The organism is Acidobacteriota bacterium, assembly GCA_030949985.1.
Lineage (GTDB): Bacteria > Acidobacteriota > Polarisedimenticolia > J045 > J045 > JALTMS01.
Genome location: JAUZRX010000027.1, coordinates 42,543 through 59,542 on the forward strand (window position 1 = coordinate 42,543; position 17,000 = coordinate 59,542).

The 17,000-nt window shown below is 64.5% G+C and carries 12 protein-coding genes; 6 read left to right on the forward strand and 6 right to left on the reverse strand.

Annotated features, from left to right (window positions below; translation table 11 throughout):
* Position 1 precedes the first annotated feature (1 nt).
* The 6 genes from Q9Q40_08415 to Q9Q40_08440 all read right to left on the reverse strand — a co-directional run bounded on the left by Q9Q40_08415 (position 2) and on the right by Q9Q40_08440 (position 7,381).
* Complete coding sequence (locus tag Q9Q40_08415; GenBank protein MDQ7007242.1) at positions 2 to 808, reverse strand: cytochrome c3 family protein; 807 nt, start codon at positions 806 to 808, stop codon at positions 2 to 4.
* An 11-nt stretch (positions 809 to 819) separates the two neighbouring features.
* Positions 820 to 2,586, reverse strand: a complete 1,767-nt coding sequence (locus Q9Q40_08420; protein ID MDQ7007243.1) for a cytochrome c3 family protein — start codon at positions 2,584 to 2,586, stop codon at positions 820 to 822.
* Positions 2,583 to 3,659, reverse strand: coding sequence for a 6-bladed beta-propeller (locus tag Q9Q40_08425; protein ID MDQ7007244.1), 1,077 nt, complete (start codon positions 3,657 to 3,659; stop codon positions 2,583 to 2,585). The genes Q9Q40_08420 and Q9Q40_08425 overlap by 4 nt, the downstream gene beginning before the upstream one ends.
* A gap of 14 nt (positions 3,660 to 3,673) precedes the next feature.
* Entirely contained in the window at positions 3,674 to 5,374 is a 1,701-nt protein-coding gene (locus Q9Q40_08430) for a hypothetical protein (protein MDQ7007245.1), read from the reverse strand.
* Positions 5,375 to 5,484: 110 nt separating this feature from the next.
* Positions 5,485 to 6,186: a cytochrome c3 family protein gene (locus Q9Q40_08435; GenBank protein MDQ7007246.1), complete on the reverse strand. Its 702-nt coding sequence runs from the start codon at positions 6,184 to 6,186 to the stop codon at positions 5,485 to 5,487.
* A 22-nt stretch (positions 6,187 to 6,208) separates the two neighbouring features.
* Complete coding sequence (locus tag Q9Q40_08440; protein ID MDQ7007247.1) at positions 6,209 to 7,381, reverse strand: SMP-30/gluconolactonase/LRE family protein; 1,173 nt, start codon at positions 7,379 to 7,381, stop codon at positions 6,209 to 6,211.
* Positions 7,382 to 7,588: 207 nt separating this feature from the next.
* Between Q9Q40_08440 and Q9Q40_08445 the strand changes: the two genes are divergently transcribed.
* From Q9Q40_08445 to Q9Q40_08470, 6 genes are all read left to right on the forward strand, one after another.
* Positions 7,589 to 8,164 carry a TetR/AcrR family transcriptional regulator gene (locus tag Q9Q40_08445; protein MDQ7007248.1) on the forward strand — a complete coding sequence of 192 codons (576 nt, stop codon included), beginning with the start codon at positions 7,589 to 7,591 and terminating at the stop codon, positions 8,162 to 8,164.
* On the forward strand, positions 8,161 to 9,486 hold the full coding sequence (locus Q9Q40_08450; GenBank protein ID MDQ7007249.1) for a TolC family protein: 1,326 nt from the start codon (positions 8,161 to 8,163) through the stop codon (positions 9,484 to 9,486). Before Q9Q40_08445 ends, Q9Q40_08450 begins: the two co-directional genes overlap by 4 nt.
* Positions 9,483 to 10,628: an efflux RND transporter periplasmic adaptor subunit gene (locus tag Q9Q40_08455; GenBank protein ID MDQ7007250.1), complete on the forward strand. Its 1,146-nt coding sequence runs from the start codon at positions 9,483 to 9,485 to the stop codon at positions 10,626 to 10,628. Before Q9Q40_08450 ends, Q9Q40_08455 begins: the two co-directional genes overlap by 4 nt.
* Entirely contained in the window at positions 10,621 to 13,767 is a 3,147-nt protein-coding gene (locus Q9Q40_08460) for an efflux RND transporter permease subunit (GenBank protein MDQ7007251.1), read from the forward strand. Before Q9Q40_08455 ends, Q9Q40_08460 begins: the two co-directional genes overlap by 8 nt.
* 106 nt (positions 13,768 to 13,873) lie before the next feature.
* Positions 13,874 to 14,851 (forward strand): HDOD domain-containing protein, encoded by a 978-nt coding sequence (locus Q9Q40_08465; GenBank protein ID MDQ7007252.1) that lies wholly within the window; start codon positions 13,874 to 13,876, stop codon positions 14,849 to 14,851.
* Positions 14,852 to 14,985: 134 nt separating this feature from the next.
* Positions 14,986 to 16,944, forward strand: a complete 1,959-nt coding sequence (locus Q9Q40_08470) for a sulfatase-like hydrolase/transferase (GenBank protein ID MDQ7007253.1) — start codon at positions 14,986 to 14,988, stop codon at positions 16,942 to 16,944.
* Positions 16,945 to 17,000: the final 56 nt, after the last annotated feature.

Here is a 17,000-nt window from a genome sequence, read left to right on the forward strand (position 1 = left end):
GCTAGCGATGGCACTGGATGCAGAGCACCCAGCTCGATGCGGCGACAAGCAGTTTCCGGTGGCTCGATCCATGGGGCCGGTGGCAACTCGTACAACCGAAGGGACGACCCTCCCGACGGGGGTCATCGCCACCGCCGACCGGGTGCTTGAGTACGGGATGATCGCGGCCCTCGGCGGAGAGCGGCACCCGCGGCGCCTGCTCGAGAAGCTGCCCGGGCAACTCGTGGCCGGCGAAGACCGCCTCCGGCGCGCTGGTCGCTCCCGCGGTCGGTACATGGCACGCCTCGCACAGGGCGTTTGCCGGAGCCCTCAGGAGGGCCGGCGCATGGCCTCCGTGGGGCATGTGGCAAGCCGTGCAACCATCGACTGTCAGCGGCGCATGGCCGACCGGCAGGTTCAGGTCCACGCCCTGATCCTCGTGGCACGCGGTGCACAATGCGTTGACCGGCTCGAGCAGCAGGCGCGGCTGGTTCGACGTGTGCGGGTCGTGGCAGTCGATGCAACTGCCCATTTCCAGGGCCTCGTGGGGGAAGTCCATGCCATCGGTCGGGTCGTCATGGCAGGCCAGGCAGAGTTCGGTGATTTCATCAGCCACCAGGCCGATGTCGTGCTCTTCGGCATCACCCGTGTGGCAGCTGTCACAGCCGAAATCCCTGACGGCGGCATGCACTACCTTGCCCTCGTTCTTGTCGTCATGACAATCGACGCACTCCTGGCCCACGACCGGAAAGAAGCCCGCGCTCGTCAACGCCACGCCGGCGGCGAGCAACACGAGATTCGAAAAGAACGATTGTCGTCGACTCGGCATCAGACGACTCCTCAGTAGCCCTTGGGGTTGTGGTTCTTGCCGTGACAGGTGAGATAACAACGCCCCTTGAATGTTCCCTGGTCTTCGAAACGCAGGATTCCGGAGGAAGAAGGCGTCACATAGTCCGTATCGAAATTGATCAGGTGTGAATTGTTCGTCGCGTTGCCCTGGGTGGCGGAAACACCATGGGGATCGTGACAGACGAGACACGAAGTGTTTTCACCGTCAATATGCTTGCGGTGCTCCTTGAAGCTGTTGTCGCCCATGATGCTCGCCCGATCGTGGCACTTGAAGCACATCGCGTACATGGCGTCGAAGTTGGTGCCCGTGTTGTTGATTCCGCGGTCGAGTCGCCGCTCCAGGATCGGGTGGTAGATCGAGCCATGGGGCCCATTGGGGCCGCCGCCCCCCGCCCCCGGGCCGCTCTCGTTGTTGTGGCAATCGGTGCAGCGCAAGATGCTGCTGGTTGTCCATCCCGGCAACAGGCTCGGAACGTCCGCGTTCGCGCCCGCCGCCTCGACCGCATGGTGGGAGGGATTTCCGGGGTCGAATTCCAGCCGCACGTTGAACTGCACGATCTGTCGCGCCGAGTAGGGCGGGTTGGGAAGGCCCGATTCCTGTGGCTTGTTCGCACTGTCAGCGTGGCACTTGTAGCAGATTTCGTACTCGTATTGGGCCGGATCGACCTTGGCCCCGGCGGAATCGATGCCCCAGACGCCGCTCAGGGCGCCGGTCACCCCGCCCGGCGTCGAAGCGGCCTGGTCGAAACTCGCGTGGGGATTGTGGCAGTCCTGGCATTCCGCGTGCCGGCTGGCGCCCGGGGAAATCTCCGGCAGGGGATAGGAAGGGTCGTTCGGCTCCTCAGAGGCATCGTGCACGGAAGGCGTCGTGGAAAACGTCGGATGGGAAGCCGCCTTCGAGAACTCCGAGACGATGTCCACCGCCGCCACCGATCCATCGTGGCATGCGGCGCAGGTCTGTTCTTCGACTTCCTTCAGCAGCCGCTGGGGTTCGTTCCCGGAATGGGGCCGGTGACACGATTCGCAGCCGTTGTCGGCAACCGTCGAGTAGCCGGTGTGAGCGCCGTCCAGGGACGTATAGCTCGCCGCAGAAGACTGGTGTGCCGATGGGTTTGTCGACCAGTAGTCGGGCTGGTGGCAGGTCAGGCAGAGGGCGGACGCCCGGTTCTGCTTGACGAGGAATTTGCGGGTCACCGGGTCGTTGTCTTCGCTGTGGGCGTCGTGACAAGCAGTGCACTGGATCTTCCCGGCGGAGTCGAGTTCCACCGCGTCGCCTCCGGGAGGATCCGTCACGTCCGTGCTCGCGCCGCTACGCTGGAAGGAGACCGGGTGATCGTCAGTGAGATCGACCCCCAGGTTCGAGTTCCCTGCCGGCATCTTTCCGCCCGCGCCCGCTCCGCTCAGCGCGATCAATCCGTTGTTCACCGTCTGCCCCAAAGCCACCGTGCCGTCATGACAGCTCAGACAGAGCTTGGAACTGCCGTCCGGGTTGCCGATCGGCGTCGACGCATCGAGAGTGGTGCTCGTGTAGGTGCTGTAGCCCGCCGTGGAAGTTTGATGGTTCCACAGTGGCACCGCTGGATTGGCGTTGTGCGGAGTATGGCAGAAGATGCAGATGCGGTCCTCGGTATCCGCCGTGATCGATCCCGGGCCGGTGACCGAGAGATTGTGCTTGCTCGACGCGATATCGCCGGCCGGCACGAGAGTCGTTGTCAGCAAGACGCAAGCAGCGATGACCGAAGGGCGCCAACCTATCATGCCCCATCCCCCTCGGAGCCGATGAAACGAAACACTTGCAAACGGTGATTGGCGGAATCCGCGACGTAGATCCGGTCTCCCTGGTCGATGCAGATCCCGGCGGGCAGCCACACCTCTCCCGCACCGGATCCGCCACGGCTGAAACCAGTCAGCAGCCTTCCATCCTCGTCGAAGACCTGGATCACATCCTGGAGGGCGTCGACCACGTAGAGGTGCCCGGCGCTGTCAACCGCAAGACCTTTGATCTTGTCGAAGGCGCCCGGCCCCCGGCCGGCGTGACCGATGGCGCGAATGAACGCGCCTTCCGCCGTGAAGACCTGCACGCGGAAGTTCAACACGTCGGCGACATAGATCCGGCCTCCCGGTCCCACGGTGACCGATGCGGGAAAGTTGAATTCTCCCTCGCCGGTACCCCGACCTCCCAGGGTCATGACACGGCGCCCCCGCCGGTCGAAGGCCAGCACACGGTGGGCGAGGGTATCGACCACCAGCAATCGCTCTCCATGACGATCGAAGGCCAGCCCCGTGGGCCGTTCGAATTCGGCATCCGGGGCCAGGTCCCGCACGAAGCGTCCCGTCCGGGCGTCGAAAACCAGCACTCTCCCCGCCGCCGAATCGGACGCGAAGAGCCATCCGTCACCGTCGAGGGCCACTGCCACCGGCGAGATCAGCGGAACCTTGCCACCGGCGAGTAGACGTCTATAGCGGCGCTTGCCCCGATCGAAGATATGAAGGCTGCGGGCGTCGGGATCGGCCACCACCAACCGCTCGCCGTCGATCGCCACGGCCAGCGGCCGGGCCAGTCCATGTCGTTGACGACCGTGCAACATCCAACCCAGAAAACGGCGCATCGCGCTGCCGCCCAGGCCGAGATCCCGCGGCGTACGGATTTCCTGCAAGTACTCGATCCGCGGCGGAGCGGGGGGCGGAGGCCAGACGATTCGCTCCGGAGTCGCGATGGGAGCGTGGTGGCAGGACGTGGCCGCCAGGGCGACCGTCACCAGCAGCAAGGCCATTGCGACAGGCCGCGACCCGCGCGTAATCTCGACCCGTCTCCATACCGGACGAAGCATCTCTGTCGTCACCCTCAAGAGAAGCGCCGCGAAATGCGAATCAGCCACGTGTCGTCCGAGAAGCTCGTGCTGTTGTCCCGGGAGTAGTGGGCATAGCCGGCGGAAAAGCGCCAGACCGCGTAACTCCACTCGACCTCCGGGTGCCAGCTTACGATCCGCTCATCACCGATGCTCGAAAAGGTCCGGTCCTCCACCCGTGCCTGCAGCCGCAGACTCAAGCGCGAACGCAGCCTGCAATGTCCGCCCACGACCAGCACATCCGCCCTGTTGACCAGGTCGTTCCCCGGGAGAAAGGGCGACCCGCCCGCCGGGTCGGGGATGAAATCCGAGACTCCATCCCGCTGGCTGTAGGTCACCGTCAGTCCCCCTCGATGGCCCGACAGGGAGGCCTCGAGGCCGGTTTCCCGGCTGTTCTGGAGTCCGAAATCGAAGGTGTCCCGATTACGGTCCACGTAAAATACCGCCGCCCGGCCCCGGAGTCCGCGCCGTATTCCCCCCTCGAGGCCCACAGTGGCCCGGACCTCGTCGAGGGAGTAGCCCACGCCGGTGACGTCGTTCTCGTCGTTGCTGTAACTCGCCTCGGCGAAGAAGTCCATCGCGGCGCCCAGGGGCAGCCGAAAATCGCCCCCCAGGTTGAAATGGCTCAAACGGCGCTCTTCCCCGTCGCCAAAGCGGGTCTTGGTCACGCCGATCCCTACCGATCCACTCACCGAGGCGCCTCCCACCCGGCCGTGGAAGCGCGCCCCCAGGCCACCGCCGAGAAGATCCTCACCCCGCTCACCGTCCCTCGTGCGGGTATCGAGCCGCCCGCCACTGAGCTGGTTGGTAATCTCCCAGTGCGTTCCCGCACGCACCCTCGTTGCGAAACGAAGGTGGTGACTCGTCGAGTCGACGAAACGGCCGTCGTTACTGCTGTAGTCGTAGCTGACGTTCCACCCGAAGCGATCCCGGCGGGGATGGTCATAGACGGTGCTGACGCGTTGAATCGTCAGGCTGTCGGTTTGCCCCGTCGAAAAGCGGGCGTCCGACAGGGTGTGGAAAACAGTAGTGATGAGGGTGGAGTCGTCCGAGAAGCGCCTGCGTTCACTGAGAGAGAAGTCCTTGCGATCGAAGAGGGATCCCAACAAGAGCTCCTCCTGCCGGCTTCCGCTGTACCGCACGGTGAAGTCGTTGTTCCTTCCCCGGTTGCGGTACTCGAGCAGGGTGTGGCGCCTGCGTTCGGCCAGGGAAACCGGGGACGTCAGGTCGTAGGAAGAGCGGTCGTACTGGGCCCGGATGTTCTGATCACCACGCAGGTTGAGCGACCACTCGGCTCCCCAGGAAGCCGTCTGGCGGTCGCTGCTGGCCAGGGACAGCGCCGCCACGTCGGTAGTGGATTTTCGGGCGTGCAGCCTGAGCGGAAAGGAACGGGCGGGAAAGAAGGTCACCGCCGCACGGTAGCCCAGTGTGTCGGAATCCTCGGCGCCGGAGGTCGCGCTGCGGTCCGTGCGAAACATGTCCAGACCGAGATTGTAACGGGCGAAACGATAGTCCCAGATCGACCCGGCCAAGTCGAGGGAGTATTTCTGACGAAATGCCCTGGAAGAGGCCGAGGTCGCGGCCGAAGTGCTGGCGCTGCGATACAACTCCCAATCCGCCGAGCCGCTGATGTCGAAGAAGTTGATGTTGTCGGGCTCGTCGTCGACCTGGGCCAGGCAGGGCCCATGCTGCCCCAAGGTAAAAAGAGCAAGGCTGAATAACAGGAGGACCCCCCCCGGGAGTCCGGGAACAGAGGGAGTTGTTCCCGGACTGCACGGAGATCCCGACTTCACCTCGCCCACCATCCCTACTTCACGTGACACGTCGAGCAGAGTTGGCTGCCCGCGTTGGACTTGGTGAGAAACGGCTCATTGGTGTTGTCATGGGGGTCGTGACAACTGGCGCATTGAACCTTGCCGCCGAAAAGGGGAACAGTGTGGGCGGCGTCCACGTAGGACGTGGAATCCGGTGTGGCGAGTTCACCGTCCGCGGTGGCCAGGGCGGCGTCATAGGTGAAATTGACGGGATGGTCGTCGCTCAGGCTCGTACCCATGTTGGTCGGACGGCCGGACTGAATGCGACCGGAGGCGTCGAGTTCCGTTCCCGAACCCATGGTGGGATTGGCGCCGGTGTCGTTGGCCGGGTTGCCAAGGTCGTTGACCCCCACCGTGCCATCGTGGCAGCTCATGCAAAGATTCGAGACATCCGTGCCGCCGCCGATATCGGTCACGTCGCTGGCGTCGAGTGTCGACGACGTGTAGACCCCGTAGGACGCCGTGGAAGACTGGGTGTGGTTCCACAGCGGAGCCGCCGGACTCGCCTGGTGCGGCGTATGACAGAAGACGCAGATCTGGTCCTCGTTGGTGGACTTGTCGGTGATCTGGTCGGCACCCGCGGTGGACGAAAGGTTGTGCTTCGTATCCACGACGCTCGACTGGGCCCCGACCCACGTGACACCGGCGACGAGGACGAGAGAGATCAAGGCGAGAGGAAGCATGATGCGTTTCATGGATGTGTCTCCTTCCCTGCTTTCATGACGAATCACGGTTGGAATCCGGCTCCTCACCTTCCCTCTCGGAGCCGGAACTTGTCGGCTGGATTTCCACCATGGCTGCTTGCCGGGGCCGGTCCGCGCCCCTCTGCGGCAAATATTCGAATACCTGCACGCGTCGATTGACCTGATCGACGACGTAGATGCGGCCCTTGGCATCGATGTGCATGCCTGCCGGTAACCAGAAGCTTCCTGCGCTTCGGCCCAGAGTGCCGACGGCCAGCAGGAGCCGGCCCTGGCCGTTGAAGACCTGGAAGTTGTTGAAAGCGGCATCGACCACGTAGACGTGTCCTTCGGGGTCGATAGCGATACCCTTGGGACGGGTGAAGCTGCCGGGAGCATCACCGAGGCCCCCGACTGTCTGAAGATGTCGACCCGCGGGAGAAAACTGCTGGACACGAAAATTGCCGGTATCGACGACCCACAGGTTTCCCAGGGCGTCGAGGGTCAAGTTGGTGGGGAAATTGAACGCGCCGTCGCTGTTGCCCCGGTGGCCCCAGGTCTCCAGGTGACGACCGGTTTCCGCGTCGTAGACGAATATCCGGTGCAGGTGAGAGTCGGCGACGTAGAGGCGGGAGCGACCGGCATCGAGGGCGATGCCCGTCGGGTTTCTTAATCCCTCCACGGGGCCGATGGCCCATTCCACCGCTCCGCCGGGAGCGATGCGGAAAACCTGGTCCAGCTTGGCATCCGAAACGTACACTCGCTGTCGGTCGTCGACGGCAATCCCTATCGGAGTGATGAGGCGCACTCGGGGGTCGATTTTCAGGTGCCGCACCTTCTGAGCGGCTTCGTCGAAGACCACGATCCGGCCGTTGCCCGTGTCGGTGACGTAGATCCGTCCTTGCTTGTCGACGGTCACACCGTAGGGCTTGCGCAGGCTGACGCCCCGCTTTCTCTGGGGCCCTATCAACAGGCGCCGTAAGCGGGAACGGGGTTTGCGGTAGTCTTCCGAGCCTTGCAGGGTGCGAACGAAACGAATCCGTGGCTGGGCCGGGGGCAAGGGCCAGACCAGGGCCGGCGATGGGGCTTGGCCGGACTCCGGTTCCGGGCCGGCCAGGCTGGCACCGCCAGGCGGTATCCAACCCGGTGCTGTCGCAACGATCAGCAGCGCCCACAGGGGAACGTGCCACCGCTTGCCTGGTCTCCTCACGTCGGCCCTCTCCTCACAGTCTGTTCTTGGCTGTTTAGGACAACGTAGGATCCTGCCGAAGAGCTAATCAACGGTTTATTCATGAATAAATACGGATTTTTCCGGTCCTTTATTGGCCATCGAGACGGGGTCTTCGGCGCCCCGCCTTGACAGGCGCGAGGCGGGACGCTAAGTTGGTTATCACTAACTAACTTCAAGGAGCACCCCATGGGGGACCAGCGACGCGCAGAGATCCTGGACCAGGCCATGGCCCTGCTGATCGAGGACGGTATCGCCGCCCTGACCATGAAGAGGGTCGCCGAGCGGATGGGGTTTACGGAACCCGCCATGTACCGCCATTTTCGCAACAAGCAGGACCTGGTGATTCACCTGGTGCGACGAACGAGAGACCGTTTCAGCTCCTTCTACGAAGGCTGCGACCCGGCCGACCCTCCCGAGGTCTTTCTCCGGCAATTCCTGTTCAGCCTGCTGGCCTTTCTCGACCAGGTGGATGGGGTGACGATCCTCTTCCTCTCGGATTCCGCCTACAACCGCGATGACAAGATCCGGGCTGAAATGGAAGCTTTACTCGGTGAGCAGCTCGGCCGTCTCCGCGCCTATCTCACCCTGGCCCGGGAGCGAGGTGAAGTCCGGGAAGACCTCCATCCGGACGCCGCGGCCCTGGTCTTGATGGGAGCCGTTCAAGCCCTGACCATTCGGCACATCCTCGTCCAACAGCGGCCCCCGATCGCCTCGCAAGGCGAGGCCGTGCTCGATGTCCTTCTGCGGGGCGTGCTGTCATGAGGCGGCTTCTGGCGGCCCTGGCCGGGGCCACTCTTGCCATCACGCCGGCCAGCCTTTCGAACGCCGCCGAGGCGGTGTTGACGCTTGATCAGGCCCTGGCCCGCGCGTTGGCGCATCACCCCGCCCTCGGAGCCCTCGAAGCCACGGCGCGTTCCCGCTCCAGCGGCGAGCAGGCCGAAAAGCGCCGCCGCATGGGCGAAGTCAGTGCGCAGGCCGCCTTCCAGCGTCAGAGCGACGACATGCTGATCCGGCCGATGACCCGTGACCTGCTCGCTTCCGGGCCGGAGAACATGCCCTTCGACGACGCCTACGGATCCTGGAGTGTGGGATACCACCTGCCGCTCTACAGCGGAGGCGCCCTCGCGAGCGCCACCCGGGCCGCGCAACAGGGTGCGGCGGCGGCGCGGGCGGGACTGCTGCGAGCGACCGCCTCCCTGCGTCACCAGGTGCTGGCGACCTACGCGGGACTACTCTCCCTGGACGGACAGATCGTGGCCTGGGAGCAGGAGAAACAGGCCCTCGCCTCCCTGCTGGAGCATATCCGGCTGGGCGAACAGGCCGGACGGCTGGCCCACGTGGACTCTCTCAAGGCCCAGGTCAGGATCCAGGAGGCGCAAGCACGCCTGGCAGACCTGCGGGGACGGCGCGCAAGCCTCGACGCCCGCCTGGCCGCCCTGCTCGGAGAAGAGCGGCCCCCGGCAGGCGGTTACGTGGTCGCGGCGATCCCGGCGCCGGAACTCGGCTCCCTGGAGAACGAGGAAGCGCTGATCGCCATCGCCCTGACCCGCCGCAGCGACCTCCGACAGGCGCGGCACCTCGAGCAGGAGCGCCAGGCCGAAGCCCAGGTCGCTCGGGCTGCGCGTCGGCCACAGGTTCAGCTCGACGCCCGACTTCATGGGGTTCATGCCGCCGGATACTCGTTCAACGACACCTACTGGACGGTGGCCGCGACGGCCTCGATTCCGCTGAGCGACATGGGACGCCGGCGACACCTGGCCGAGCGCCGCGAACACCTGGCCCGGGCGGCCGCCCTGAACACTCGGGACCTCGAGGGGCGCATCCGGGCCGAGGTCCGGTCCGCGTTGGCCGCTCTTCGCACCGCCCGGGCCGCACTGGGAGCCCACCGCGCAGCCCTCGAGCTGGCCCGCGAAGTCGCGCGTCTCGAACAGCTCAAGTACGACAGCGGTCGAGGGAACATCGACGACCTGCTCGCCGCGCGCGCCCGGCTCCGAGGTGCCGAATCCAACCTGTTGCAAGCGCGTAACGACCTGATCGTGGCCGCTGACGACCTGCGCACCACCATCGAGGGGGAAATACCGTGAAGACCCGCTGGCTGCTCCTGTTCCTGCTCGCGGTCGCCGCCGGTGCCGGCGCCTGGCTCGCACGTCATCGCTACCAGCAGCTCCACTCCCAACGACCGGCGATAGTCTCCGAGATTCCCGTCACCACGGCGCGAGTCCGGCAAGAGCTGTTCATCGCCGAACGCACCGCCTATGGCGTGGTGGCCACCGATCAGCGTGCGATTCTCCGGGCCCGGACCGCGGGCCAGATCACAGTGATCGCCGCGCGGGAAGGGACCCCGGTGCGTGCCGGCCAGACCCTCGCGGAACTCGACGGGACTCCTGGACTCCCCACGGGCGACCGGGCCGCGCGAACCACGGCGTTGAGTCAACTCGAGCACTCCATCGCGGCTCTCGAGCAGGCGGTGGCCAATCTCGAGCGCATCTACCGCCGCGACAGGATGCTCCTCGAAAACCGGGCGATCGCGGCCCAGGTCGCCGAGCTTTCGGAAAACCGCTGGCAGGAAGCCCGGGCCCAGCTCGCGACACGCAAGAGCGAGGTGGCGGGCCTGGTGGCCCAACTCGAACAGTTCACGATCAAGGCGCCCTTCACCGGCACGGTCTCCCGGGTCCACGGGAGCGTGGGCGACGTGGTGGCCCCCGGGGCCCCTCTCCTCGAACTGGAGAGCACGACGCCCTGCAAGATCGTCGTGACCGTGGCCGCCGACGATTTGGCCTTCCTCGCCGTGGGGTCACGCGCCCGGATCCTGCATGGCGGATCGACGATCGAAGCGAAGATCAGCCGGATCCATCCCGCCGCCCGAGGAGGAGCCGGCACGGTCGAGGTATCGCTGCCCACGCCGCCCTTCGACCTGCCGACCGGATCCGCGGTGACCGTCCTCCTCGAGACCGCTTGCTTGGCGGACGCCCTGGTCGTGCCCCTCGACGCGGTGGTCGAGGGCCCCACCACCGCCCGCCTGCACGTGCTCGACCATGGGGTGGTGCGTCTCGTTCCGGTGCGCGTCCTCGCCGCCACCGAACACCGGGCCGCTGTGGCCGGTGACATCCGCGCCGGTGACGTCGTCGTCCGCGGCAGCGAGTCCCTGCTGCTGCGCCTGACCGACGGGGCGAAGGTCTCCGTTCACAATCCACCGGTTGCCGGCAAGGTCAAGACCCATGGCTAGAGTCGAGCGACCAGGCCTGATCGACCGGGTTTTCCAGCACCCCCACCTGGTCGCCGTGTTTTCTCTGCTGACCCTGGTGCTGGGGATCTACGGTGCCGGGGCGATCAAGGTCGACCTCTTCCCCCCGGTTCAACGTCCCACGGTCGCCCTGCTGGTCTCCCAGCCCGGCGCCTCCTCGGTAGACGTGGCCGCCTACGTGGTCCGCCCCCTCGAGCGCGCCTGCCATACGGTCAGCGGCGTGCGACGCGTCACCTCTGTGAGCAAGGACGAGTTCGGCGCCATCACCGTCGAGTTCGAGTACGACAAGCCCATTCAGGAAGCCGTCACGGACGTGATGGCCGCCGTCGACCAGGTCCGCGCCCAACTTCCCGACGATGTCCTCGAACCCCAGCTTTTCAAGATCGGAGATTTCACCGTACCCGTCATGACCCTGGCCGTGGGCCCGGCCACCGATGCGGGTCTCGACCTGGCCCTGGTGCGACAGATCGCCGACAACGAGTTGAAAGACGCCCTGCTGAATATCCCGGAAGTATCCGGCGTGGAGGTCTTCGGCGGCTCGAGGCGCGAGATCTCGATCCAGGTGGACCCCGGCCGCATGGCCGCTCTCGGCCTGCCCTTTTCGGCCCTGCTGGACGCGCTGCGCGAAGGCAATCGCGACGTCCCCGATGGATTCCTCATCAACGAGGACACCCAGATCGTGATCAAGACCCGTGGCGCGGTCGAAAACCATCGCCAACTCGAAGAACTTCCCATCACCTTCGGAGGCCGTGTGGTCCGCTTGCGCGATGTCGCCACGGTCCGCTCCTCGACCTCCGACGCCACGTCGGTCTTTCATTTCAACGGCAAGGCGACGGTGGCAATCCATATTCTGCGCCATGAAAAGGCGAACACGGCCGCCACGATCAAGGCGGTCGACGAAGCCCTTCCGGCCCTGGCCACGCGCTTTCCCCAACTCTCACTGCAAGTCGCGGATTCCCAATCACGGATCATCGACCAGTCGATCGCGAATCTCAAGGGCTCGCTGCGTGACGCGATCCTCTTTACGATCGTGGTGATCTTCCTGATGATCGCCGACGCCCGTTCAGCGCTGATCACGGGAATTTCGATTCCCTTCACCTACTTTCTGACGTTCTCCGCGATGTTGCTGCTGGGCATGGAGTTCAACATCGTCACCATGACCGGCGTGATTCTCGCGGTCGGCATGCTGGTCGACGACGCGATCGTCGTCCTCGAAAACATCGAGCGGCACTACGAGGAGAAGGGGGGCGATCTGCGCGTGGTGGCCCGGCAGGCGACCAGGGAAATACTCCAGGCCGACTTTTCCGGCACGTTCTCCACGGTCATCGTGCTGGTCCCCATCATGCTGCTCGGCGGCTACGTCCAGAAAGTGATGCAACCCCTGACGACCGTGCTCGCCATCGCCCTGACCTCGTCCTTCGTAGTCTCCGTGACCATCATTCCCCTGATCGCACCCTGGATCATCCGTAACTCCGACCGCCGGGAGAACCCTATACTCGCCTTCATCAACGCCCTGGCCCGCCGCTTCCAGTCGGTGTTCGTCGACCGGTCCCGCGATTTCTTCTCCGCGGCGTTCGCAACGGTCAACCGGCATCGCATCGTTTTCCTGGGGCTCATCGTCATCCTTCTGCCCCTCTCCCTGGGCTTGATGAAGATCATCGGTCGCGACCTGATGCCGCCGATGGACACCGGCATCGTCATGCTCCACGTGGAAACAGAAACGGACTACTCCATCGCCCGCAGCGAGAAGCTGCTGCGAAAAATCGAAGGGATCGTCGCCCGGCAAGAAGGCCTGATTTCCCACCTGGCCTACATCGGTGCCGAGCCGTCCCTGGTTTCCTTCGGCCGTGGGCGCAGTGCACAGCAAATCGACATCACGATCAACCTGGTCGACCGGTTTCACCGGGCCCGATCGATCTGGGCGGTGGAAGATGAACTGCGAAGAGCCGTCCTGTCCTTGCCGGGAGTCAAGAGCGTCGAGGTGACCGAATTCGGTGCGACACCGCTTTCGAGCATCGCCTCGACGGTCGACGTACAGATCCGTGGCGATGACTTCCGCGAGCTGGCCCGGCTGGCCGCAGAGGTCACGCGGCGGCTCCGAGAACGACCGGGATTCACATCGGTCGATCCGACCTGGAGTGTCGATCGCGCCGAGTATCACCTGATCTTCGATCGCGACGCTTGCGCCCAACAGGGACTGACCCCGGTCGACGTCTCCTACCAGGTCGCGCTGGCCGCCCGGGGCGTCCCGGCGGGATCGTTGCGCGTGTTCAACCAGGACGGCCTGCGCATTCGGCTGAGAATCGACCCCCTGACCCGGGAGAATATGGCAAGACTCCTCTCTCTGCCGATCCAGGCTCCCGGCGGCGCGCAAGTTCCCCTGCGCAGCCTGGCGCGCATCGAAAAGAACTTCGTACCCTCGACCATCACCCGGGAGGGTCTGGCTTACACCGTCAACATCCATGGCCTCAGGGCGAGAGCGCCCGTCAGCTTTCTCGACAGCCAGCGACGAGCGGCGCTGGAGGGACTCGAACTACCCGCCGGTTTCTCGCTGAGGGAACAGGGCGAGATGCGGCAAATGAACGAATCCTTCGGCAGGCTCGGTAAGGCGCTCGCCCTTTCCCTGCTCTTCCTCTACCTCACCTTCGTGGTGATCTTCCGCTCGTTCCTGGATCCGGTGGTGATCATGCTCTCGATTCCCTTTGCCGCCATCGGTGGTATCTGGGCCTTGCTGATCGCCGATCGTCACGGCTGCATGCCGGCGTTCATGGGCTTCATTCTCCTCACCGGCGTGATCGTCAACAACGCGATTCTCCTGGTCGACTTCATTCGGCTCTACCGCCGGCAGGGCCATGGCCTGGAAGAAGCGGTCCACATGGCCATTCGCGTCCGCACCCGCCCGATCCTGATGACCGCGGTGACCACCATCGTCGGCATGGTTCCGATCGCCGCGGAGTGGGCGATCGGCCTCGAACGCCTCTCACCCCTGGCCGTGGTCGCGATCGGAGGTCTGCTGGCCGGCACGATCCTCACACTGGTCTACATTCCCACCCTCTATGTCATCAAGGAGCAGTGGATAGCGGGTTTCACCTCCCGCCGCGGTGACGCATCCTCTTCATAGGGACCACCCAAAGGGCCGCATGACCGCCGACCGGATCCCGGTCTCGTCTCAAGCCCCGGCCCCGCCGGTCGATAAGCCGGGAGGGGGCAGCATTCCGGGAGGCGTTGTGTCCGAACACCTCGGCCGCAAGAAAACGGATGCCGACTACGGTCTTGGCGAGCACACGCTGGACATGTCGGATTTGAGCCTGATCAGCGAGGCGGAGCTTACCGCGCGGCTGGCCCGGACCTTTGAATCGCCAAACTATTCTCCACCCCGCCTGCCCTCCGTCGCAACGGAACTGCTGGCGCTCTCGCAGAATCCCGACGTGGAGTTCTCGGCCGTCGAAGCCCTGCTGGAACGCGACGCGATGCTTGCCGGCGAAATCCTCTCGCTGGCCCGGTCGGCTTTCTACAGCCGCTCGCGGCAGGTCGACAGCATGCGGGCCGCGCTCGTCCTGATCGGACTGAGAAAGCTCCAGCAGGTGGTGCTCCAGGCGGCAATGGACCTGCGAGTCTTCCGTTCCGACACGTACACCGGCGCCATGGAACGCCTGCGCCACCATGCCCGCGCCACCGCGCACATCTCCCGCATCATCTCGATGTACACCCCCATGGGAGAAGAGCAGGCCTTCCTCTGCGGCCTGCTCCACGACGTGGGATTTGCCGGGATCCTGCTGGTTCTCGGCGACGCGGGTCGCGACCGGCAGGCTCCGGACCTGACGGCCATCTGGCCGGCCATAGACGGGGCCCATGCGAAAGCAGGTGCCCGGATGGTGGAGCTGTGGGGGCTTCCCGCGGAGTACGCCATGGTGGTCGGCGCCCACCACCAGGTTCAAATCGAGGGCTACCCCCATCCCCTCGCCGCCACGGTCTGCCTGGCCGAAGATCTCAGCCGGGATTTGCATTTCGCCCTGGCTCCCCAGCCAGGCAGCGGAGCCAAGGATGACTCGGGCCTGCTCGCTCATGCCACCATCGACAGTTCTTCCCCAGCGACCCTGGACACCGCGCGCCAGGCCCTTGGCCTGACCGAACAGGTGTGGGAGTTGATCCGGAAGGACGCCGAGGCCTGGGCCGCCAGCGATGCCACCGGCGGGGCCGGATAGCCTGCCGCTACTACGCTCGTCCCCCCTCTTCCCCGACAGTCCCGGGCCACGACGGCGGACCCTGACCGACTCCCTGCACCCTGGTGCAACGGGCGCGCAGTTGATGCATAATGTCGCGGAGGAGTTCTCCGAACATGCGGCAATCCAGGACCGCTGCGCCTGCACCGGGCATCAGCCGGTGGCTTGAGCGGAGCCGTTTTCATCTCGTTACCATCGCCGTGCTCTTCAATCTCGTCATTTTCACACTCACCCGACTCGGTCTGCTCCTTCAGAGTTGGAGCGAGATCCAACCGGCCCCCCTGGACCTGGTGGCTATTTTCGCTGTCGGACTGGTCTATGACCTGGCACTGAATAGTTACTGCGCCATCCCCTTCGTACTCTACCTGGTTTTCATCCCTCAACGGTTGTTTCGCAGCCCCCTCCATCGCTGGCTGATCTACGCTTTCTTCCTCGCCTACGCCTATGGCCTGCTCTTCACCCAAGTCGCAGAGTGGCTCTTTTGGGAAGAGTTCGGAGTGCGTTTCAACTTCATTTCCGTCGACTACCTGGTCTACCGAAGAGAAGTGACGGACAACATCACCCAGTCCTATCCGGTGGGCCTGTTCCTTGAAGGCATCGCGCTGGCCACCCTGCTTGCAGCCCTGCTGATCCGCGGAGCTGTCCAACGCGCAGCGCGTGCCGATGAACCCTTTCCGAGGCGCGTGGCCATCGGAGTTGGCATTTTGTGCTTGCCCGCGGTCTCCTACCTCACCATCGGGCAATCTTTGCATGAAATCTCGGCCAATCGGTACGAAAACGAATTGGCCGTCAACGGGATCTACCAGTTCTTCCACGCTTTCGCCGCCAACGAACTCGACTACAGAACCTTCTATGTGACGCAGCCGGATGCCGAAACAGCCTCACGACTTCGGCATCTCGTCGAAGAGCCCGACGTTGAATTCATAGGAAGCGCACCCCTTGACCTGCGACGTCGATTCCGGGGCCGCCCGGACGGCGGCCGGAGGCTCAACGTCATCCTCGTTGCGGTAGAGAGCCTCAGCGCCAAGTACCTGGGCTTCTTCGGTAATGAGCAGGGCATCACCCCCTACCTCGACGAGCTGGCGGAGCGATCGCTCGTCTTCACCAATTTCTATGCTACTGGCACTCGAACGGCCCGCGGACTCGAGTCGATCACCCTATCCGTGCCACCCACGCCCGGCCGGTCCCTGCTCAAACGTCCGGCGAACGCCGGCCTGTTCTGCCTGGGCAGCGTCTTCCAGAACATGGGCTACGACACCAAGTTCCTCTACGGCGGACGCGGCTATTTCGACAACATGAACACTTTCTTCTCCCGCAACGGTTACGGCGTCGTGGATATTTCGAGCGTACCGTCCGAGGAGATCAGTTTCGAGAATGCCTGGGGTATGGCCGACGAGGATCTCTTCCGCCGTACGATTTTCGAGGCAGACCGCGATTTCGAGCAGGGAAAGCCCTTCTTCTTTCAGGTCATGACCACGTCGAATCACCGCCCTTACACCTATCCGAAGGGGCGCATCGACATCCCCCCCGGAACCGGCCGGGCGGGAGCGGTCAAGTACGCCGACTACGCCTTACACCTGCTGCTGGCCGAATCGCGGTCACACCCCTGGTTCGCTGACACGGTTTTTGTGATCGTGGCGGATCACTGCGCGGGCAGCGCCGGCCGCTCGGCCCTTCCCCTGTTTCGCTACCACATCCCTCTTTTCATTTACGCACCGAGGTATATCGAGCCGCGGAAGATCGATACCCTGGCCTCCCAGATCGACATCGCCCCCACCCTGCTCGGCATCCTCGGCGTGCCCTACGAGAGTCGCTTCTTTGGCAAGAACATTCTGCGCATGCCGCCCGATCAGGGACGCGCCCTGATCGGCAACTACCAGAGGCTCGGTCTGTACCGCGACGGCAGGCTGGCCTACCTCTCGCCCAAGCAACGAATCGACGTGGTCGACCATCCGCTCCACGACCCTGTGGACCGCCGAACGGCCCTCCCCGCCGACCGCGCGCTGGTAGGCGACACGATTGCCTTCTACCAGGGCGCCAGCGACATTTTTCATCACCACCTCTACGACCGCTAGCAACTCTTCGACAGGGTCTTTTGCATGCAGAAGAACTGCCGACCGGCGGTTTTCGA